The 17,679-nt window shown below is 72.1% G+C and carries 19 protein-coding genes; 12 read left to right on the top strand and 7 right to left on the bottom strand.

The genetic code is table 11. The features are described from left to right. Position 1: 1 nt before the first annotated feature. Positions 2–643, bottom strand: a complete 642-nt coding sequence (locus tag ABT053_RS36875; protein ID WP_350975651.1) for a response regulator transcription factor — start codon at positions 641–643, stop codon at positions 2–4. Beyond that, complete coding sequence (locus ABT053_RS36870) at positions 634–1,872, bottom strand: sensor histidine kinase (protein WP_350975649.1); 1,239 nt, start codon at positions 1,870–1,872, stop codon at positions 634–636. The genes ABT053_RS36875 and ABT053_RS36870 overlap by 10 nt, the downstream gene beginning before the upstream one ends. Positions 1,873–2,407: 535 nt before the next feature. Here ABT053_RS36870 and ABT053_RS36865 point away from each other — a divergent pair. Together ABT053_RS36865 and ABT053_RS36860 are read left to right on the top strand one after the other, a co-directional pair. Further along, complete coding sequence (locus tag ABT053_RS36865) at positions 2,408–3,247, top strand: hypothetical protein (protein ID WP_350975648.1); 840 nt, start codon at positions 2,408–2,410, stop codon at positions 3,245–3,247. 78 nt (positions 3,248–3,325) lie between these two features. Continuing rightward, positions 3,326–4,315: an asparaginase gene (locus tag ABT053_RS36860; RefSeq protein ID WP_350975666.1), complete on the top strand. Its 990-nt coding sequence runs from the start codon at positions 3,326–3,328 to the stop codon at positions 4,313–4,315. Between the two features lie 212 nt (positions 4,316–4,527). On the opposite strand, the gene ABT053_RS36855 is transcribed toward ABT053_RS36860, so the two are convergent. Continuing rightward, positions 4,528–5,037 carry a VOC family protein gene (locus ABT053_RS36855; protein ID WP_350975646.1) on the bottom strand — a complete coding sequence of 170 codons (510 nt, stop codon included), beginning with the start codon at positions 5,035–5,037 and terminating at the stop codon, positions 4,528–4,530. Between the two features lie 72 nt (positions 5,038–5,109). Between ABT053_RS36855 and ABT053_RS36850 the strand changes: the two genes are divergently transcribed. Beyond that, positions 5,110–5,562 (top strand): MarR family winged helix-turn-helix transcriptional regulator, encoded by a 453-nt coding sequence (locus ABT053_RS36850; protein ID WP_350975645.1) that lies wholly within the window; start codon positions 5,110–5,112, stop codon positions 5,560–5,562. A gap of 68 nt (positions 5,563–5,630) precedes the next feature. On the opposite strand, the gene ABT053_RS36845 is transcribed toward ABT053_RS36850, so the two are convergent. After that, positions 5,631–5,924 (bottom strand): 4a-hydroxytetrahydrobiopterin dehydratase, encoded by a 294-nt coding sequence (locus ABT053_RS36845; protein WP_350975643.1) that lies wholly within the window; start codon positions 5,922–5,924, stop codon positions 5,631–5,633. Between the two features lie 582 nt (positions 5,925–6,506). On the opposite strand from ABT053_RS36845, the gene ABT053_RS36840 reads away from it, so the two are divergent. The 3 genes from ABT053_RS36840 (at position 6,507) to ABT053_RS36830 (ending at position 7,967) form a co-directional block, all read left to right on the top strand. Next, on the top strand, positions 6,507–6,917 hold the full coding sequence (locus tag ABT053_RS36840) for a hypothetical protein (RefSeq protein ID WP_350975642.1): 411 nt from the start codon (positions 6,507–6,509) through the stop codon (positions 6,915–6,917). Continuing rightward, on the top strand, positions 6,901–7,227 hold the full coding sequence (locus ABT053_RS36835; protein ID WP_350975641.1) for a hypothetical protein: 327 nt from the start codon (positions 6,901–6,903) through the stop codon (positions 7,225–7,227). Before ABT053_RS36840 ends, ABT053_RS36835 begins: the two co-directional genes overlap by 17 nt. A gap of 296 nt (positions 7,228–7,523) precedes the next feature. Further along, complete coding sequence (locus ABT053_RS36830) at positions 7,524–7,967, top strand: NUDIX hydrolase (protein WP_350975640.1); 444 nt, start codon at positions 7,524–7,526, stop codon at positions 7,965–7,967. Positions 7,968–8,190: 223 nt separating this feature from the next. Here the strand turns inward: ABT053_RS36830 and ABT053_RS36825 are convergent, their stop codons facing one another. Then, the gene (locus tag ABT053_RS36825) at positions 8,191–9,342 is read right to left on the bottom strand and encodes an ROK family protein (RefSeq protein WP_350975638.1); all 1,152 of its coding nucleotides are present in this window, start codon (positions 9,340–9,342) and stop codon (positions 8,191–8,193) included. Between the two features lie 78 nt (positions 9,343–9,420). Here ABT053_RS36825 and xylA point away from each other — a divergent pair, with 78 nt between their 5' ends. The 6 genes from xylA to ABT053_RS36795 all read left to right on the top strand — a co-directional run bounded on the left by xylA (position 9,421) and on the right by ABT053_RS36795 (position 16,488). Beyond that, positions 9,421–10,572: a xylose isomerase gene (gene xylA / locus ABT053_RS36820; protein ID WP_350975636.1), complete on the top strand. Its 1,152-nt coding sequence runs from the start codon at positions 9,421–9,423 to the stop codon at positions 10,570–10,572. Further along, on the top strand, positions 10,569–11,948 hold the full coding sequence (gene xylB / locus ABT053_RS36815) for a xylulokinase (protein ID WP_350975635.1): 1,380 nt from the start codon (positions 10,569–10,571) through the stop codon (positions 11,946–11,948). Before xylA ends, xylB begins: the two co-directional genes overlap by 4 nt. Before the next feature lie 381 nt (positions 11,949–12,329). Further along, a complete protein-coding gene (locus ABT053_RS36810) occupies positions 12,330–12,980 on the top strand; it encodes a DUF998 domain-containing protein (RefSeq protein ID WP_350975634.1) in 651 nt (216 codons plus the stop codon). Between the two features lie 140 nt (positions 12,981–13,120). Beyond that, positions 13,121–15,418, top strand: a complete 2,298-nt coding sequence (locus ABT053_RS36805) for a sensor histidine kinase (RefSeq protein ID WP_350975633.1) — start codon at positions 13,121–13,123, stop codon at positions 15,416–15,418. A 309-nt stretch (positions 15,419–15,727) separates the two neighbouring features. Then, positions 15,728–16,117 carry a roadblock/LC7 domain-containing protein gene (locus ABT053_RS36800; protein WP_350975632.1) on the top strand — a complete coding sequence of 130 codons (390 nt, stop codon included), beginning with the start codon at positions 15,728–15,730 and terminating at the stop codon, positions 16,115–16,117. Further along, positions 16,114–16,488 carry a DUF742 domain-containing protein gene (locus ABT053_RS36795; RefSeq protein ID WP_350975630.1) on the top strand — a complete coding sequence of 125 codons (375 nt, stop codon included), beginning with the start codon at positions 16,114–16,116 and terminating at the stop codon, positions 16,486–16,488. Before ABT053_RS36800 ends, ABT053_RS36795 begins: the two co-directional genes overlap by 4 nt. A 256-nt stretch (positions 16,489–16,744) precedes the next feature. Here ABT053_RS36795 and ABT053_RS36790 read toward each other — a convergent pair whose 3' ends face one another. Both ABT053_RS36790 and ABT053_RS36785 read right to left on the bottom strand, forming a co-directional pair. Further along, positions 16,745–17,320, bottom strand: coding sequence for a GTP-binding protein (locus tag ABT053_RS36790; RefSeq protein WP_344914886.1), 576 nt, complete (start codon positions 17,318–17,320; stop codon positions 16,745–16,747). Beyond that, entirely contained in the window at positions 17,301–17,648 is a 348-nt protein-coding gene (locus tag ABT053_RS36785) for a DUF742 domain-containing protein (RefSeq protein ID WP_350975628.1), read from the bottom strand. The genes ABT053_RS36790 and ABT053_RS36785 overlap by 20 nt, the downstream gene beginning before the upstream one ends. Positions 17,649–17,679 lie beyond the last annotated feature (31 nt).

Here is a 17,679-nt window from a genome sequence, read left to right as displayed (position 1 = left end):
CTCAAACCTTCAGGAATCGCAGGACGGCGAGTACCCGGCGGTGATCCTTGTCGGCGCCGGGGAGGTCGAGCTTGGTGAAGATGTTGTTGATGTGCTTGCCGACCGCGCTCTCGGACACCACCAGGGCCTCGGCGATCCCGGTGTTGGAGCGGCCCTCCGCGATCAGCGCGAGCACCTCGTGCTCCCTGCGGGTCAGCCGGTCCAGCGGGTCGCTGTGCCTGCGCAGCAGCAGCTGGGCGACCACCTCGGGGTCCAGGGCGGTGCCTCCGGCGGCGATCCGGCGCAGCGCGTCGAGGAACTCCTCGACGTCGGCCACCCGGTCCTTGAGCAGGTAGCCGATCCCGCTGGTCGCGGTGGACAGCAGCTGGGTGGCGTAGCGCTCCTCGACGTACTGGGAGAGCACGAGGATCGCGAGCGTCGGCCGCTGGCGGCGCAGGACGAGTGCCGCGCGCAGGCCCTCGTCGGTGTGCGAGGGGGGCATGCGCACGTCGGTGACGACGAGGTCGGGGACGTGCTCGTCCACGGCGCGCAGCAGCCCCTCCGCGTCGGACACGGCGGCCACGACCTCGATGCCCGCCGAGCCGAGCAGGCGGACGAGCCCCTCTCTCAGCAGTACGGAGTCCTCGGCGAGCACTACGCGCACGGTAGCTCCACTCTGATCGTCGTCGGCCCGCCGAGCGGGCTGTCGACGTACAGGATGCCGTCCACGGAGCCGACGCGGCGGGACAGGCCGCGCAGGCCGGTCCCCCGGTCCGGGTCCGCGCCGCCCCGGCCGTCGTCGCTGACGGCCACGTGGAGGCGGTCGCCGAGCCGGTCGACGACGACCTCGGCGCCGGACGCCCCCGCGTGCTTGGTGATGTTGGTCAGCGCCTCGGACACGACGAAGAACGCCACCGCCTCGACCGTGGGGGAGACCCGTTCGGAGATGTCGACGCTCAGCCGTACGGGGAAGGGGGCCCGCGCGGCCAGGCCGGACAGCGCCGCGTCCAGGCCCTGGTCATTGAGTACGGCCGGATGCAGCCCGCGCACGAGGTCGCGCAGCTCCTTCAGGGCCTGCTTGGCCTCCTCGTGCGCCTGGACGATCACCTCGCGGGCGGGTTCCGGCAGGTCGGTGAGGGTGGCGCGGGCCATGCCCAGGTTCATCGCCAGCGACACCAGCCGCTGCTGGGTGCCGTCGTGCAGATCCCGCTCGATGCGGCGGCGCTCGGCGTCGGCGGCGTCGACCACCCCCGTGCGGCTCTCCCGCAGCGTCTCCACCCGCTGGGCCAGCTGGTCGCTCAGGCTGGGGCCGAGCAGGGCCTCGGCGGCGATCATGTCCAGGGTCGCGAACCCGCGCGCCACCCACGGCCCCGCGACGAGCAGGGTCCCCGAGACGAGTACGAACACCAGGCTCGGCCAGGTCTCGTCCATCGCCCAGTGCCGGACGGCGAGCGCGGCGGTGACCAGGCCGCCCGCCCACGCCCCGACGACCGAGGCGGCGCCGATGCCGCTGATCAGCGGGGTCAGCAGGTGGTAGCCGAGCCGGCGCCAGGTGCTCCGCGTCCTGGCCTCCTGGAGCAGCCTCTTGAACGGGTTCATGCTCAGGGAGCGGCGCGGGACCGGGAGGATGTCCACGTCGAGGAAGGCGGCGAACCGCGACCGCTGCACCAGGGTGAGCAGCCGGACGACCCAGAAGAACAGCAGCAGCGCCGCCACGGGGACCACCACGGTCCACACCAGCGCCACCGACGCGGCCACCAGCGCCCCGATCACCGTCGTGCCCAGCAGGGCGATCGGCACGCCCGTCACCAGGTGCGCGGTGCGGAGCCAGGCCCGTGTGGACCAGTGGGCGCTGATCCTTTCCCAGGGGGTGGTCATCTCGATGCCGGTCATACGACCACCGTAGGGACCGTGGCGGCCGGGACACAGGGGCGAGGTATCCCGGAAAAAGGTAGGGCAAACCCCACCCTCGGACCCGGGCTCGGGGTCCCGCCGCCTCCGTGGTCGCGCGTCTCGTCTACGTCCTGGGGTAAAGGGGGTATTTGTCGGCTTCACCTACCCTTGAGAAATGGGCCCCCGCGAGCATGTCGACCGGCATGGCGCGGAACGGGCCCCGGACCGGCCGCCTCCCGGCCGGGCCGCTCCTCCCGGTCCCTCCGGTTCCCCCGGCCCTTCCGGTTCCTCCGGTTCCTCCGGTTCCTCCGGTTCCTCCGGTTCCTCCGGTTCCTCCGGTTCCTCCGGTTCCTTCGGCCCTCCCGATTCCTTCGGTTCCCCTGGCCCTGCCGCCCTTCCCGGTTATCCCGCTCCTCCCGGTCGCCCTGGGTCCCTTGGCCTCCCTGTATCTCACGCCCTTCCCGCGTTTCCTGGCCATCCCGTGCTCCCCGGTCTTCCCGGTGCTGATCCCGCCCGGCTTCTCGCCGACGACCCGATGTCCGAGCCCCTGACCTACCCGGGCCGTCTCCCCTCGGGAGCCGGGCTGCTGGCCGACGGCCGGTTCCTGCCGATGTCCGAGGAGGCCGGTGCCCTCGGCGGCGGGCGGGTCCGGTCGGGGAACCGGCTCGTGCGGCTCGCCGACCACCTCGGGAGCCTCGGCGCGGGGCCGATGGAGGCCCGTCACCCGGTGGTCGCGGTGGGGTCCAACGCCGCGCCGGGCCAGCTGCACCGCAAGTTCACCGCCGCCGGGATCCGGCCCGTCGTACCGCTCACCCCGGCCACCGTGCACGGCGTCGCCCCGGGAGTGTCGGCGCACGTCAGCAGGAACGCCTACCTGCCCGCCGCGCCCATCAGGGTGGCGGGGGCGTCGCTCCTGTTCGTCGTGTGGGTGGACGACGCCCAGCTCGCCGCGCTGGACGCGACCGAGCCGAACTACCTCCGGCTTCCGCTGCCCCCGGGCTCCTTCCCGGTGACCCTCGCCTCGGGGGAGACTCTCCCGTCGTGCCACGTCTACGCGGGCAGGCATGGGTGCCTGGTGGACGAGGAGGGCGAGCCGCTGCGGCTCGCTCCCCAGCCGGAGCTGATCGGGCACCTGCTGGCGCGCTCCGCGAACCTGCGGCGCCTGTTCGGGCGGACACCCGAGGAGTTCGTGACCAGGGCGCGACAGGACGACGGGACGCGGGAGGCGGCCCACGCGCTGTTCCGGAGCGAGGGACTCGCCGACCCCGAAGCCGGCCTTGCCGAAGAGCTCTGCCCCCCCGAACCCGAACCCGAACCCGAATCCTGGATTCAGGCTGTGAAAAGCGCCGGCACCCCCGGCCGATCCAATACATAACCCCAATGGGGGTAGGCATGGGTTATAAATAGAGACGACCCAAAGGCGGCCATCGAAGGGATCACCTCCTTGAAGCGCGTGCTGTTGCTGGCGACCGGTGACGTCATCGCCTACTCGTACGCCCCCGGCCGTCCGGGTTTCCTGTCCGGGGCCGAGCTCCTGCGGGCACTCCCTCCCGGCGCTCCCGGCGCTCCCGGTACTCCCGGCGCGATCGCCGTGGACGTGGTGGCCGAGGATGTGATGGCCGAGCCCAGCTGGGACATGTCGCCCTCGACCATGCTGGAACTGGCCCGCAGGGCGCGCTCGGCCATCCTGGAGCGCGGGTTCGACGGCGTCGTGATCACCCACGGCACCGACACGCTGGAGGAGACCGCGTACCTCGTGGACCTGCTCGCGGGCCGGGCGGCGGAGCGCGGCGCCATCGTGCTGACCGGTGCCGTCCGCTCCCTGGACGAGCCGTCCTCGGACGGCCCGCGCAACCTCGCCTCCTCCGTCGTGGCCGCCGCCGACGGCGCGCTGCGCGGTGCCGGGGCCGTCGTGTGCGTCAACGACGAGGTTCACGCGGCCCGCTGGGTCGCCAAGGTGGACGCCACGAGCGTCGCGGCGTTCTCGTCGGCGCCCTTCCCCGTGCTGGGCCGGGTGACCGGCGGCCGGTTCGAGAGGTTGTCCGCCCCGCCGCCCCGGCCGCCCGTGTTCGCGGGGGACCCGGCGTCGGACGTCGCCCTGATCAAGACCTATCCGGGGATCGACCCGGTGCTGCTCACCGCCGTCGTGGACGCCGGAGCCCAGGGCGTCGTGCTGGAGGGGACCGGTGTGGGCAACGTGCCGGTCGAGCTCTTCACGACGATCGCCGAGCTGACGGAGTGGGGGATCCCGGTGGTCGTCGCGTCGAGGTGCCGTACCTCCGCGGCCCCGCTCGACGAGATGCGCCACGGCGCGGGGCTCGCCACGCGCGTCGGGGCGATCGGGGCGCGCGGCCTGGCGCCCTCGAAGGCGCGGTGCGCGCTGATGGTCGCCCTCGGGACCGGCGGGATCGACGCCGTACGCGACTGGTTCCGCAAGCTCTGACGCTCCCGCGAGACGGTTTACGGATAGGTAAAAACCGCGGAAAGGGGAGTATCCCCGAGCTGGGTGGGCACGTCGGTGGAGTCCGTGATCCGGCGAAGGGCTGGGGAGGCCTTCGCCGGATCACCCCCTCCTCCCCGTCCGGGCCCCCGCGCCGCGCCGCCCGCCCGGAGAAGCGCCTGGAACGCCCGGAACGACCGGAACGACCGGAACGATCAGACGGGGATCGAGACCCCGAGGCCGCCGCGGGTCTCGGCGCCGTACCGCTCCTTCTCACTGGCGATGTCGAGGGGCTTGATGCCGGAGCGCCCGTCCAGCACCTCCTCGGTGAGAAGGTCGGCGGGGACCAGCCAGGAGACCTCGAACTCCAGCCCGTCGGGGTCCTTGGCGTACAGGGCCTTGGTGGTGGAGTGGTCGGAGGCGCCGACGAGGGCGTTGAGCTCGCTGAGTTTGAGGGCGATCCGCTCCAGCTCCTGGAGGGTGTCGACCTCCCAGGCCAGGTGGTAGAGGCCGACGGTCGAGCGCCCGGCCCCCGACGGGCCCGCCTGCGCGCCGATCTCGAAGAGGCCCAGGTCGTGGTCGTTGGTGGATCCCGAGGCCTGGAGGAACACGGCGCCCGGCATGCCCATAACCGCCCTGAAGCCGAGTGCCTCCCGGTAGAAGGCGACGCTGCGCTCCACGTCGCGTACGAAGAGAACGGCGTGGTTGAGCCGCTGGACCGGCATGGTTCCTCCCAAAAGCTTGAACTCTCAAGTAGATTACCCTCACATACTTGAGAGTTCAAGTAAGCTGACCGCGTGACGCGATGGCTGGACGATGACGAGCAGCGCACCTGGCGTGCGTTCCTGGCCGCCTCGCAGCGGGTCCAGGAGGAGCTGGACCGGCAGCTGCAGCGGGACTCCGGCATGCCGCACGCCTACTACGCCGTGCTGGTGAAGCTCTCCGAGGCTCCCGGGCGCTCGATGCGGATGAGCGAGCTGGCGGCGGAGGTCAACTCCTCGCAGAGCCGTCTCTCGCACGCGGTGAAGCGGCTGGAGGAGCGCGGCTGGGTGCGGCGCGAGCCGTGCGCCACGGACAAGCGCGTGAGCTGGGCGATCCTCACCGACCAGGGCTTCGCGGTCCTCACCGCCGCCGCCCCCGGCCACGTCGAGGCCGTACGCCAGGCCGTGTTCGACCGCCTCACCCCCGACCAGCTCCGTCAACTGAAAGAGGTCTGCACCGCCCTCCTCCCTGCGTCGAACCCCTCGTGACCTCGCGGGACGCGCTCACAGGACGGGCACGCGAGGGGCGCTGACCGGCCCCTGCTCCAGATGTGCGTTCAGACCGCTTCGGCGCCGTGGCCGGTGGCGATCGCGTCGATGTGGCGGGCGAGTTCGAAGTCCTTGGCCGTGAGGCGGTCTCCGGCGTCGTGAGTGGTGATCGCGAACCGGATCCGCTGCCAGGTGATGTGGATGTCAGGGTGGTGGCCGACCTCGCGGGCCTTGGCCGCGACGTACACGGCCAGGTGGACGCACTCGTGGTAGGTGTGCTTGAACGTCCGGGTCATGGCCTGCCCCTCCCGCTCCCATCCCGGTAGCTCGGCCAGGCGGGCGACGATCTGCTCTTCGGACAACGGCTGAGGGGACATCGGTGTCTCCGTGTCGGTACGTCAGGGTGAACTGGAAATGATCTCAGTCAACTTCCGGTTCTGTGCGGGGAACCAAATGCCCTCGGACAGGGGGGATGCCGTCGTTCATGGATTTCTGTCTCCTTCTTCTTCCCGCCCCGAGCTGTCCGTCTTGGCCGCGCCCGCGGAGCCGCTGCCCAAGCGGATGCCCCGCCCGGCTGTACGGCCTGCCGCCGCGCCGCGCCGACGCGACGACAGTCGGCGCCTTGCGTCTCGGCCGGTCGAGACCGCCGAAGACCGCGCGGCCCGCCTGGCGCTCGCCCGCGACCCACGCTCCCGCCGCCGGGCCCGCACCACGGCCCGCGCGACGGCCCGCGCGCACGGCGGGCCGCCCCCGAGCACGAGCCGGCCGACCGCCTGGCTGCGGCTCACTCTCCTGCCGAACCCCCTCGATCGCCAGACCCTCCGGCCGGGACCCGCCGTCGCCCCCGGCCGGGGCCACTCCCCGGACACCCCTCCGCCCCAACGGCACCAGCCCTACCGGCAGGTGGCGGCGGCATGAACGCGACCCCACCGCAGGGCGATGCCATGAGCAGGCACGGCGACAGTCACGCTTCCCAGGCGAACGCCGCCGCGCCGCCCGTCACCGAGCCGAGTGAGAGCCAGGCCGCCGTACGAGCCGTGGAGCTCTCCGCCGTCCTGGACGATGTCTACGGCATCCCGTCCGACGTGCACGAACTTGCCTCCGGCAACGCCATCGTGTCCCTCTACTACGGGCTTTTGGCCTACACCAACGGCGAAACGTTCTGGTGGACCAGCCCCGAACTCAGCGACGCAGGCAGCCCGCTGCTCAGCTCCGAACTGACACTGCCCGCCGCCGCCGAGCAACTCGCCCGGCACTACCGGATCTTGCGCGCCCGCCCCGCCACCAGCGTGCTGGAAAGCGAGCTGCCGCTGCTCGCCGACGTCCTCACGGCCGACCATGTTGTCCCGCGCTGACACCGACGCGGCCCGCGCCGCCAAGCAGGTGCAGGAACACGCGCCCACCTGGTGGGTCATCTGGAGCCTGCGCTTTCGCCGGTTCGAGGCATGGGAGTGCACTGACCCGGTCCGGTGCCGCACCGTCCACGCCGCCGGCGCCGGTCAGCTGTGGGACCACATGCAGCAGGTGGACCTCGACCTGTGGCGGATCCGGCCCCGAATAGAGGAGCCCGCCGACCGCGCCCCCGTGGACGACGTGCCGCAGGTCGCGCGCCGCGTCGCCGGACGGCTCGGGAAGCACTACGTCGAACCGACGGCCCCTCCATGAACGACGCGGCGGCACGGCGATCCCACCTCCCGTGCCGCCGTCCCCAACTCCCCGCGGGCGGTGGTGCGCAACCAGGGGCCGTCCGCGGGGTCGAACGCGACCGGGCGGCTCCTCGGAAATGTGGACGGCCCCGGGACTCGTCCAGGCCAACGAGTCTCGGGGCGGTACCCCTCATCGCTCGAAAGGTCCGCGCTGTCGCACCTATCACCGCAAGACGGCGCTTCGGCCCTTGCCGATCACATCCTTCAACTATCGTCACGGGCGTCACGCCTACACCGGGAAAAGCCCCCGCCTCCATGACGACGACACGGCGCCAGCAGGTCACCGTCGATGTGCACGTGATCCTGGAACGCGACGACCACATCCTGCTGTGCCTGCGTCAGGGCACCGGCTACGCCGATGGTCTGTACTGCCTGCCGTCGGGGCACCTCGACCCCGGCGAGACCGTGATCGACTGTGCGGTCCGCGAGGCCCGCGAGGAGGTCGGCGTCGTCATCGCCCCGGACGCCCTGCGACCGGCCACGGTGGTCCACCACCTGTCCCCGGAGGGACAACCCCGCGTCGGGTTTTTCTTCGTCACCGAGAGCTGGGGCGGCGAGGTGGTCAACGCGGAGCCGGGCAAGTGCGCCAAGGTCGGCTGGTTTCCCGTCGACGTCCTGCCGGGCAACACCGTGCCGTACACGACCGCCGGAGTCGGGCGCGAGGGCGTCGGCATCGGCGCACACGGCTGGCCCTCCTGAACGTCGAGGCGCCTCCGCCGGACGCGGAGACCCCGGGTGACCCCGTTTCCCGCGAAGCGGGAGAGAGACCTTCTGCGCCCGTGAGCCCGTGGCCTCCCCGGTTCCCCTGACCGGATCGGCCGGATCGGCCGGATGGCCTTGGCGCCGGCCCCGACGCGCGTTTTCGATCGCGGCGTCCTCGCGGACGAGATCGAGCCGGACGCGTGTCCTCGCGGAAGGCCGTCTACAGGTGACTCCAGGGGTCGGCGATGACCCGGTGGATGACCTGCCCGGCGGCGCCCAGGGTGGCGGCGTCGCCGCCGAGCCGTGAGACGGTCAGCTCGGGAACGGCCCGGCGCATCACGCCCAGCCGGGAGGTCATCGTCTTGTGCGCCGGACCCCGCACCCACGGGAACAGCGGGGCGAAGACCCCGCCCAGCACGATGGTCCCCGGGTCCATCAGGTGCACCGCCGAGGTGAGGGCGACGCCGAGTGCCTGACCGGCGCGCTCGCAGGCCTCCAGCGAGTCCCGCTCGCCCGCGTGGAGGTGTGCCAGCAGCGTGGCGACCCCGTCGGGGACCCCGGCGAGCCCGGCGGCCCTCAGCAGCGCGTCCTGCCCGGCGTACTGCTCCAGGCAGCCCCGGCCGCCGCAGCGGCAGGCCGGGCCGTCGGGGGAGACGACCACGTGTCCCAGCTCCCCGGCGAGGCCGCGGGCGCCGCGGAACAGGCTGCCGCCGACCACCAGGCCCGCGCCGATGCCGATCTCCCCCGACACGTGCAGGAAGTCCCCGGGTACGGAACCGAACCAGAGCTCGCCCAGGGCCGCGAGGTTGGCCTCGTTGTCCACCGTGACGGGGAAGTCCAGCAGGTCCGAGACGCGGACGTCGTGCCAGCCGAGGTTGGGGGCCGTGTGGACGAGCCCTCCGTCCACGGGGCCGGGCACCGCGAGGGTCGACCCGGCGATGGAGAGGCCCTCCTCACGGGCTTCGTCCACAGCCTTGTGGACGAGTTCTTCCAGGTGGGAGAGGGTTTCCACAGGTGAGGACGTACGGTTGTCCACAGCCTGTGTATATCTGAGCCGCACCGCCAGGGTGAGGTCGACCACGCAGGCGGACAGGTAGTCGACGTTGATCTCCAGGCCGAGCGCGGCGACCCGCCGCCCGCTGAGCGCGACGGCGGTGCCCGGACGCCCCCGCTCGCCGTCCCTGAGCGCGCCCGACTCGGTGACCATGCCCGCCTCGATCAGGTCGCCGACCATCTTCGACACCGTCGTCTTGGTCAGTCCGGTGATCTCGGCCAGCGCCGCCCGGGTGACGGGGCCGCTCCTGCGGACCTCGCCGAGGACCACACCGAGATTGCGGGCGCGCATCGAATTGTGGCGTACGGCTTGTGTCATGGAACATCCACCTCTTGACGATCCCACCACCTCAATCCATATTAAGTCCATAAAGTGGATTAAATCGGAGGAACGAAGATGAGCGCCTACACCCCCAAGCCCGAAGACCGCTTCACCTTCGGGCTGTGGACCGTCGGCTGGCAGGCCCGCGACCCCTTCGGGGACGCCTCCCGCGCCCCGCTGGACCCGGCGGAGAGCGTGCACAGGCTCGCCGAGCTCGGCGCGTACGGCGTCACCTTCCACGACGACGACCTGCTCGCCGTCGAGCCCGACCGTGACAGGGCCATCGCGAACTTCAAGAAGGCGCTGGCCGAGACCGGGCTCAAGGTCCCGATGGCCACCACGAACCTGTTCACCCACCCGGTCTTCAAGGACGGCGGGTTCACCAGCAACGACCGCGACGTGCGCCGCTACGCGCTGCGCAAGGTCATCCGCAACGTGGACCTGGCCGCCGAGCTCGGCGCGACCACCTACGTCTGCTGGGGCGGGCGCGAGGGAGCGGAGTCCGGGGCCGCCAAGGACATCAGGGCCGCGCTCAGCCGCTACAAGGAGAGCATGGACCTGCTCACCTCGTACGTGATCGAGCAGGGCTACGACATCAGGTTCGCCATCGAGCCCAAGCCGAACGAGCCGCGGGGCGACATCCTGCTCCCGACGATCGGCCACGCGCTCGCGTTCATCAACGAGCTGGAGCACTCCGACCGCGTCGGCCTCAACCCCGAGGTGGGCCACGAGGAGATGGCCGGGCTCAACTTCGCGCACGGCATCGCGCAGGCGCTCTGGCACGGCAAGCTCTTCCACATCGACCTGAACGGCCAGCACGGCCCCCGCTACGACCAGGACCTGATCTTCGGTCACGGCGACGTGAAGAACGCCTTCTTCCTCGTCGACCTGCTGGAGAACGGCGGCTACGACGGCCCCAGGCACTTCGACTACAAGCCGCTGCGCACCGAGGACTCCGAGGACGTCTGGGTCTCGGCCGCGGCCAACATGCGCACGTACCTGATCCTGAAGGAGAAGGTCGCGGCGTTCCGCGCCGACCCCGAGGTCGCCGAGGCGCTCGCCGCGAGCAAGGTCGCCGAGCTCTCCGAGCCCACGCTGGCCCCCGGTGAGACGATCGCCGACCTGAACCGCGACGACTTCGACCTCGACGCGGTGGCCGCGCGCGGCTTCCACTTCACGCGTCTCAACCAGCTCGCCATGGACTACCTCCTCGGAGTCCGCGGATGACGCTGGTGGCCGGGGTCGACTCGTCGACCCAGAGCTGCAAGGTGGTGATCAGGGACGCCCGCACGGGCGCCCTGGTCCGCCAGGGCCGCGCGACCCACCCCGAGGGCACCGAGGTCGACCCCGGAGCCTGGTGGGACGCGCTCCAGGAGGCGATCGCGCAGGCGGGCGGGCTGGACGGCGTCGAGGCGATGAGCGTCGGCGCGCAGCAGCACGGCATGGTCTGCCTGGACGAGTCCGGCGACGTCGTCAGGAAGGCGCTGCTGTGGAACGACACCCGTTCCGCGGACGCCGCCGCCGACCTGGTGAAGGAGCTGGGCGGTCCCGAGGTCTGGGCCGAGTCGGTCGGCAGCGTGCCGGTCGCGTCGTTCACGGTGACCAAGCTCCGCTGGCTCGCGGAGCACGAGCCCGACTCCGCCCGCCGTACGGCGAGGGTGTGCCTGCCGCACGACTGGCTCACCTGGCGGCTGGGCGGGGAGTTCGTCACCGACAGGGGCGACGCGTCGGGCACCGGGTACTGGTCGCCCGCGACCGGCGCCTACCGGACCGACCTTCTCCGGACGGCCTTCGGCGCCGTACCCGGGCTCCCCGAGGTACTGGGCCCCCGCGACTCCGCGGGCGAGGTGCGGCCCGCAGCCGGCGTCTCCGGCGCGGGCGTGCGGCTCGCGCCGGGTACGGGCGACAACATGGCGGCGGCCCTCGGGGTCGGCGCCCTGCCCGGGGACGTGGTGGTGTCGATCGGGACGTCGGGGACGGCCTTCGCGGTCGCCTCGGCCCCGAGCGCGGACCCGACCGGTTCCGTGGCCGGGTTCGCGGACGCCACGGGGCGGTTCCTGCCGCTGGTGGCCACGCTCAACGCGGCCAGGGTGCTCGACGCCGCGGCGCGGGTCCTCGGGGTCGGTCTCGACGAGCTCGGCAGGCTGGCCCTGGAGGCGCCCCCGGGCGCCGGAGGGCTCGTTCACGTCCCGTACCTGGAGGGCGAGCGCACCCCCAATCTGCCCACCGCCACGGGCTCGCTGCACGGGCTGACGCTCGCCACCTCCACCCCGGCGCACCTCGCCAGGGCGGCGGTGGAGGGCATGCTCTGCCATCTCGCCGACGCCTTCGACGCCCTCGGGCTCGACCCGGCCAGGGTGCTGCTCATCGGCGGAGGCGCCAGGTCGGAGGCCGTACGGCGGATCGCCCCCGCGGTCTTCGGGCGGCCCGTGGTCGTCCCCGAGCCCGGCGAGTACGTCGCGGACGGGGCGGCGAGGCAGGCCGCCTGGCTGCTCGGCGGCGACGAGCCCCCGGAGTGGGAGGCGGGCAAGGCCGAGCACTACGAGGCCGACCCCACGCCGGAGGTCAGGGCCCGCTACGCCGAGGTCCGCGGCCTCCGCTGAGCCACCGGCAGACGGGCACAACGGGCACACGGCACAACAGGTACGACGGGCACGACGGGCACGGTCGCGCGGGCACACGGTCGCGCGACCTCCGCCTGACGTGTGCCCCGCCTGCCACGTGCCCCGTCTGACGCGCTCCTGCGTGGCACGTACCTCGCCCGAGACGTGTCCTGTCGACGCGTGTCCCGCGTAGCAGGTGTCGTTCCTGAGACGTGTCCCGCCCGACGCGTGTCCCGCTGGAGGCTGGGCACCCGGAGCGCGGGGCACGTCGTCGCGTGGCGGCGGACCGTCCCGGGGCAGGGGGGTCTCAGGGGTGGCTCAGGGTTGGATCAGGGGTGCCGCCGGATGTCTGAAACCTCCTCCGGAGGACAGTCTTAGCCCATGCTCGCGTCGAAGAGGCTCTACCCCCTGATCGCATGCGCCGGTCTCGTCGTGGCCGCCGTGGCCGTGGCCGCCGGACAGGCCGACCCGGTTCCCTACGCGAACCCGCTCGATCTGACGATCAGTGAGTACGCCGCGCTGGACCGCACCGGGGCCACCGGGCTCGCGATGGTGGCGATGGGGATCGCGGCCTTCGCGGTGGTCGCCGGGCTGCGGGCCGTGGAGGCGCCGGTGGGCGTCCTGGCCGAGCGGCTGATGCTGGCCTGGGGCGTGGGGCTCATCGTGCTCGCGGTGGTGCCCGCGGCGCTTCCCGGTACGGGGACGGACCTGGTCTCCCAGGCGTACCGCTACGTGTCGCTCGCCGTGCTGGCCGCGGTGCCCGCGGCGGGCGGCCTGACGGTGGCGCGGTTCGGCGAGGACGAGCGGTGGCGGCCGGTGGCCAGGCCGCTGGAGTGGCTGACGCTGGCCGGGGGGTTCGGGCTGCTCGCGCTCACCTACGTGACGCTTCCCGGGGACGGGGTGCTCGCCGGTCTCGTCGAGTGGACCCTGCTCGGCACCGAGGTCGCCCTGGTCGGGATGCTGGCCGTCCGGCTCGCACGACTGACCTGGGCGCGGGCCGCCGCCCCCGCATCACGCGCCGCTCTGGGGTGAATCACTCACTTCTGAAAACTCTTTCACGACATGTCACGAATAGGCTACAAATAGCAGGAGCCGCCAGTGCTATTCTCGTCGGCGATCTAGAGATCGTCCGGGGCTCCCCTGGCGCTCCGAGAGCGAACCGTTGAGGTGACATGGCAGCGAGCAGGTCCATCCGGTTCAAGGTCTCGGTGCTGCTGGTCATCCCGCTCGCATCACTGGTGGCGCTGTGGGGTTTCGCGACGGTCGTGACGGTCGGCGACTCGGTGAGCCTGCTCTCCGTCGGCACGCTGTACGACACCGTGGCCAAGCCCGCGGGAGACCTGGGCACCGCGGTCCAGCGTGAGCACATCCTGTCGGCCGAGTACCTGGCCACCCGTTCGGACGCGGACCGCGACACCCTCGCGGGGCAGCGCTCGGTCACCGACCAGGCCCGCACACGGCTGCGCCTGCAGACGAGCGGGGACACCGCGCAGGGGGCGATGTCCGAGGAGATGCGGACGCGCCACGACGAGCTGATGCGGCAGGTGGGCGCGCTCGACGCGATCCGGGCCAGGGTCGACTCCGGGCGGATCGGGCCGGTGGGCCTCTCCGAGGAGTTCGCCAGGCTGCCGGACGCCCTGCGCAGGCTCTTCAACACCCTGAGCCTCAGCAACGACCTCCCGCTCTACCGCCAGTCGCGCGCCATCACGACGATCAACCACGCCATGGACATGCTCAGCCGCGAGCGGGCACTCGCCGCGGGCTCGCTGGCGCTCAGAAGCCCGATGACGCCGAGCGAGATGCGGCTGTTCAGCCGGCTCTCCGCCAACCGAATCTTCCTCATGGAGCAGGCGATCCCCGAGCTGGAGCCCGAGCTGCGCGCCCCCTTCTCGGACATGATCGCCTCCTCGACGTACGCCCGCTTCACCACGCTGGAGAACCACATCCTGACCGGCGCGGAGGTGCGGTCCACCGACTGGCGCGCCGCCGGCGACGCGCTGGACGCCGCCTACCAGCGGTCCCTCACCGCGGCGGCTCCCGCGCTCGTCGACCAGGCCACGCCCGCGGCCGTCGGCGTCTTCGTCCGCGCCGGCGTCGTCGGCGTGCTCGGCCTCATCGCGGTCGTCGCGTCGATCCTGGTCTCGTACCGGATCGGCAGCGGGATCAGCAAGGAGCTCGCCGCCGTGCGGCGGGCCGCCATCGACCTCGCGCAGGCGCGGCTCCCGAGGGTGATGGAGAAGCTGCGCCGCGGCGACAGGGTGGACGTGGCGGCCGAGGCGCCCGCGCTCAAGCCGGCGGGCAGCACGGCCGAGATCCACGACGTCGCCGACGCCTTCAACAGCGTCCAGCGCAGCGCCGTGGACGCCGCCGTGGAGCAGGCCAGGCTGCGCGAGGGCGTCTCCCAGGCCTTCCGCAACCTCGCCCGCCGGAGCCAGTCGCTGCTGCAGCGCCAGCTCAAGATGCTCGACGGCATGCAGAAGCAGGCGGAGGACCCCGAGGCGCTGGAGAACCTCTTCAAGCTCGACCACCTCACCACCCGCATGCGCCGCCACGCCGAGGGCCTGGTGATCCTGTCCGGCGGGGCGGCGGGCCGCAAGTGGCGCTCGTCGGTGCCGATGGAGGACGTGCTGCGCGGGGCCGCCGCCCAGGTCGAGGACTACGCCCGGGTACGGATCTTCCCGACGGGCGGCACCACCCTGGTCGGCAACGCCGTCGCCGACATGATGCACCTGTTCGCCGAGATCCTGGAGAACGCCACGGTCTTCTCCCCTCCGGGCAGCCAGGTCTCGGTCCGGGGCGAGCTCGTCGGGCGGGGCTTCGCGGTCGAGATCGAGGACAGGGGACTCGGGCTGACCGACGACAAGCGCGCCGCGATCAACGAGCGCCTGGCCAGCCCGCCGGAGTTCGACCCGGCCGAGACCGACCGGCTCGGCTTCTCCGTGGTCGGGCTGCTGGCCGCCAGGTACGGGGTCGAGGTGGCGCTGCGCGCCTCGCCGTACGGCGGTACCGGGGTGGTCGTCCTCATCCCCGAGCAGCTGCTCGGGGACCCCGAGCCCGTCGATGAGCCGCTGGAGCCGCCGGTGCTCACCGTCATCAGCGTGCGGTCCGAGTCCGCCGGGCAGCACGCCGGGACCGTCGTGGAGCGCGTGGACCGGCCCGGTGAATCCTCCGGTGAGGTCCCGATCCCCGCGGACCTGTGGAAGCCGATGCGGCGCGGTGGAGAGGGCCTGCCCCGCCGGGTGCGGCAGGCGAACATGCCGTCGCCGCGCCAGGCCCACGAGTCCCGCTCGCCCGTCTCTCCCGGAACCGGGACCGGGACCGGTGCCGGGAGCGCCGGGAGTGCCGGGAGCGGGGCCGGGGCCGGGGCCGAGGTCGAGGGACGGTCGCCCGAGGAGGCGAGGGCGCTGATGAGCGCCCTGCAGTCCGGGTGGCGGCGCGGCCGCGACGAGGACGGCGGTGCCAAACAATGAGCCGTGACCGGACGAATCCTGACCGGATAAGCCGTGACCGGATAAGCCGTGACCGGATGAGCCGTGACCGGATGAGCCGTGACCGTGAGCGCCCGAGCGGACTCCCGCGACCGGGTTCGCCGCGCCTCGGCCGTCCCGTGCCGGGTTCGCCGCGCCTCGATCGTCCGGTGCCGGGTTCGCGAAGCTCCTGCCGGAGGCCGTGCGCGCGGCCCGGCGACGCCCGTGGGAACGGATCCGCGGGAACGAATTCACCGAGCCGGTGGGGGCCGGCGACCAGCGAGATCATCAGAGGGGAAGGGGTTTAACCACGTGCCGGGTGAGCTTTATTGGCTTCTGGATGACTTCGTCACGAGTGTGGCGGACGTCTCGCACGCGCTGATCCTGTCCAACGACGGGTTGATGATGGCCTCGTCGCGAGGGCTGAGCAAGGAGGACGCCGAACACCTGTCCGCGGTGGCCTCCGGCTTCCAGAGTCTCGCCAAGGGCACCAGCCTGCAGTTCGGCGGCGGTGCCGTACGCCAGACGATGGTGGAGATGGACGCCGCGTTCCTCTTCGTCACCTCCGCCGGTCAGGGAAGCTGCCTGTCGGTCATGACCACCGGCGCCGCCGACGTGGGCCTGATCGCCTACGAGATGGCCCGCCTGGTCACCCGTGTCGGCCAGCACCTGGCCACCGGCCCCCGGGTGGCCGGCCAATGAAAGACGACGACGTCGAGTGGGTCGACGAGGAGGCCGGTCCCGTCGTGCGCCCCTACGCCATGACCGGCGGGCGCACCCGGGCGTCGTCGTCCTCGTTCGACCTGCTCGCGATGGTGGCGGCGACCGGGGTGCCGGTCGCGCCCGGGGCGAACCTGGGCTCCGAGCACCGGCGGCTGCTCAACCTCGTCAGGCGGGCCCGCCCGATCGTGGAGATCGCCTCGGACGCGGGCCTGCCGATCGGCGTGATCAAGGTCCTCCTGGGCGACCTGCTCGACCAGGGCCTGATCCTGGTACGGTCGCCGCTGCCCGCCGCCTCCATGCCCCCCGAGAGCCTCCTGAAGGAACTGATCAGCGGCCTGCGGGCGCTGTGACGCCTCCAGCGTCCCGGCGGCGGAGAAGGACGCCGAGGGCGCCGTACGCATGTTCGCGCCCCCGACGGCGGGCGCGCCCGCTCCCTGGCCGTGGCGCCCGGGCCGCCGTACCCGTTTCCAGGTGGTAGCGCACGGGCGGTGACGCGCGTCGTCTCCCGGCCGCGGTGCCCGAGCCGATGCCCGAGCCGGTGTCCGAGCCGGTGTCCGAGCCGGTGTCCGGCCCTCGCGGGGCCGGGGGAGCACCCCGGCCCGATCCTCAGCTCTGGCTGGCCGTCAGCACCCTCAGGGAGTGCTCCACGAGTGTCACGAGAACCGTCTTCGCCGAGACGCGGCGCCGTACGTCGCAGAGAAGCACCGGCACGTCCACGTCGAGGTCCAGGGCGACGCGCACGTCCTCCGCCTCGTGGCGGTCGGCGCCGTCGAAGCAGTTGACGGCCACGATGAACGGCGTGCCGCGCTGCTCGAAGTAGTCGATGGAGGGGAAGCAGTCGGTGAGCCGCCGGGTGTCGGCGAGCACCACGGCACCCAGCGCGCCGTAGGACAGCTCGTCCCACATGAACCAGAAGCGCTCCTGGCCCGGCGTGCCGAACAGGTAGACGACCAGGCCCTCCCTAATCGTGATGCGGCCGAAGTCCATCGCGACCGTGGTGGTGGTCTTGCCCTCGACGCCGTCGACGTCGTCGATGCCGATACCGCGGTCGGAGAGGACCTCCTCGGTGCGGAGCGGCCGGATCTCGCTGATGGCGCCCACCAGCGTGGTCTTGCCCACCCCGAAGCCACCCGCGATGAGAATCTTGAGGGCGACGGGTTCGTCAGAGGGCCCGAAGTCCATTGATCACTTCCTTGAGAATGCGCTCGCTCGCGGAGGCGCGCCCGATCGAGATGAGCTTGTGGTCCTGCAGGTCGCCGAGCAGGACCCTGACCACGCCGAGCGGCAGGTTGAGGTCCGAGGCGACGTCGGCGACCGAGGTCGGAGTGGTGACCATGGCGAGGATGCGTTCCTGTTCGGGGCCTGGGACGAACCCCCCGGACGGAGCGCCGCGAGTCGAGGTGACCATCGCGACCAGGTCCAGCTTGTCACCGGAGGAGCGGGTGCGACCCCCGATGAGCGCGTACGGCCGGACGACCGGTCCGGCGTCCTCGTCCATCCAGTTCGTCATCCGGACCTCCAGCACCGGGATCGGGGATCCA

This window comes from Streptosporangium sp. NPDC002524 (assembly GCF_040295985.1).
GTDB lineage: Bacteria > Actinomycetota > Actinomycetes > Streptosporangiales > Streptosporangiaceae > Streptosporangium.
Note: the sequence above shows the minus strand (reverse complement) of the source record. Positions and strands in the feature narration are given on the sequence as shown.

Bases quoted from the DNA above. Each gene is read 5' to 3' on its own strand.
- ABT053_RS36855 (WP_350975646.1), bottom strand. From the start codon at position 5,037: ATGCCGGTCCAGCGGCTCAACCACGCCGTTCTCTTCGTACGCGACGTG.
- ABT053_RS36865 (WP_350975648.1), top strand. From the start codon at position 2,408: ATGTCCGAGCCCCTGACCTACCCGGGCCGTCTCCCCTCGGGAGCCGGG.
- ABT053_RS36790 (WP_344914886.1), bottom strand. From the start codon at position 17,320: ATGGACTTCGGGCCCTCTGACGAACCCGTCGCCCTCAAGATTCTCATC.
- xylB (WP_350975635.1), top strand. From the start codon at position 10,569: ATGACGCTGGTGGCCGGGGTCGACTCGTCGACCCAGAGCTGCAAGGTG.
- ABT053_RS36840 (WP_350975642.1), top strand. From the start codon at position 6,507: ATGAGCAGGCACGGCGACAGTCACGCTTCCCAGGCGAACGCCGCCGCG.
- ABT053_RS36830 (WP_350975640.1), top strand. From the start codon at position 7,524: ATGACGACGACACGGCGCCAGCAGGTCACCGTCGATGTGCACGTGATC.
- xylA (WP_350975636.1), top strand. From the start codon at position 9,421: ATGAGCGCCTACACCCCCAAGCCCGAAGACCGCTTCACCTTCGGGCTG.
- ABT053_RS36795 (WP_350975630.1), top strand. From the start codon at position 16,114: ATGAAAGACGACGACGTCGAGTGGGTCGACGAGGAGGCCGGTCCCGTC.
- ABT053_RS36825 (WP_350975638.1), bottom strand. From the start codon at position 9,342: ATGACACAAGCCGTACGCCACAATTCGATGCGCGCCCGCAATCTCGGT.
- ABT053_RS36805 (WP_350975633.1), top strand. From the start codon at position 13,121: ATGGCAGCGAGCAGGTCCATCCGGTTCAAGGTCTCGGTGCTGCTGGTC.
- ABT053_RS36835 (WP_350975641.1), top strand. From the start codon at position 6,901: ATGTTGTCCCGCGCTGACACCGACGCGGCCCGCGCCGCCAAGCAGGTG.
- ABT053_RS36870 (WP_350975649.1), bottom strand. From the start codon at position 1,872: ATGACCGGCATCGAGATGACCACCCCCTGGGAAAGGATCAGCGCCCAC.
- ABT053_RS36785 (WP_350975628.1), bottom strand. From the start codon at position 17,648: ATGACGAACTGGATGGACGAGGACGCCGGACCGGTCGTCCGGCCGTAC.
- ABT053_RS36810 (WP_350975634.1), top strand. From the start codon at position 12,330: ATGCTCGCGTCGAAGAGGCTCTACCCCCTGATCGCATGCGCCGGTCTC.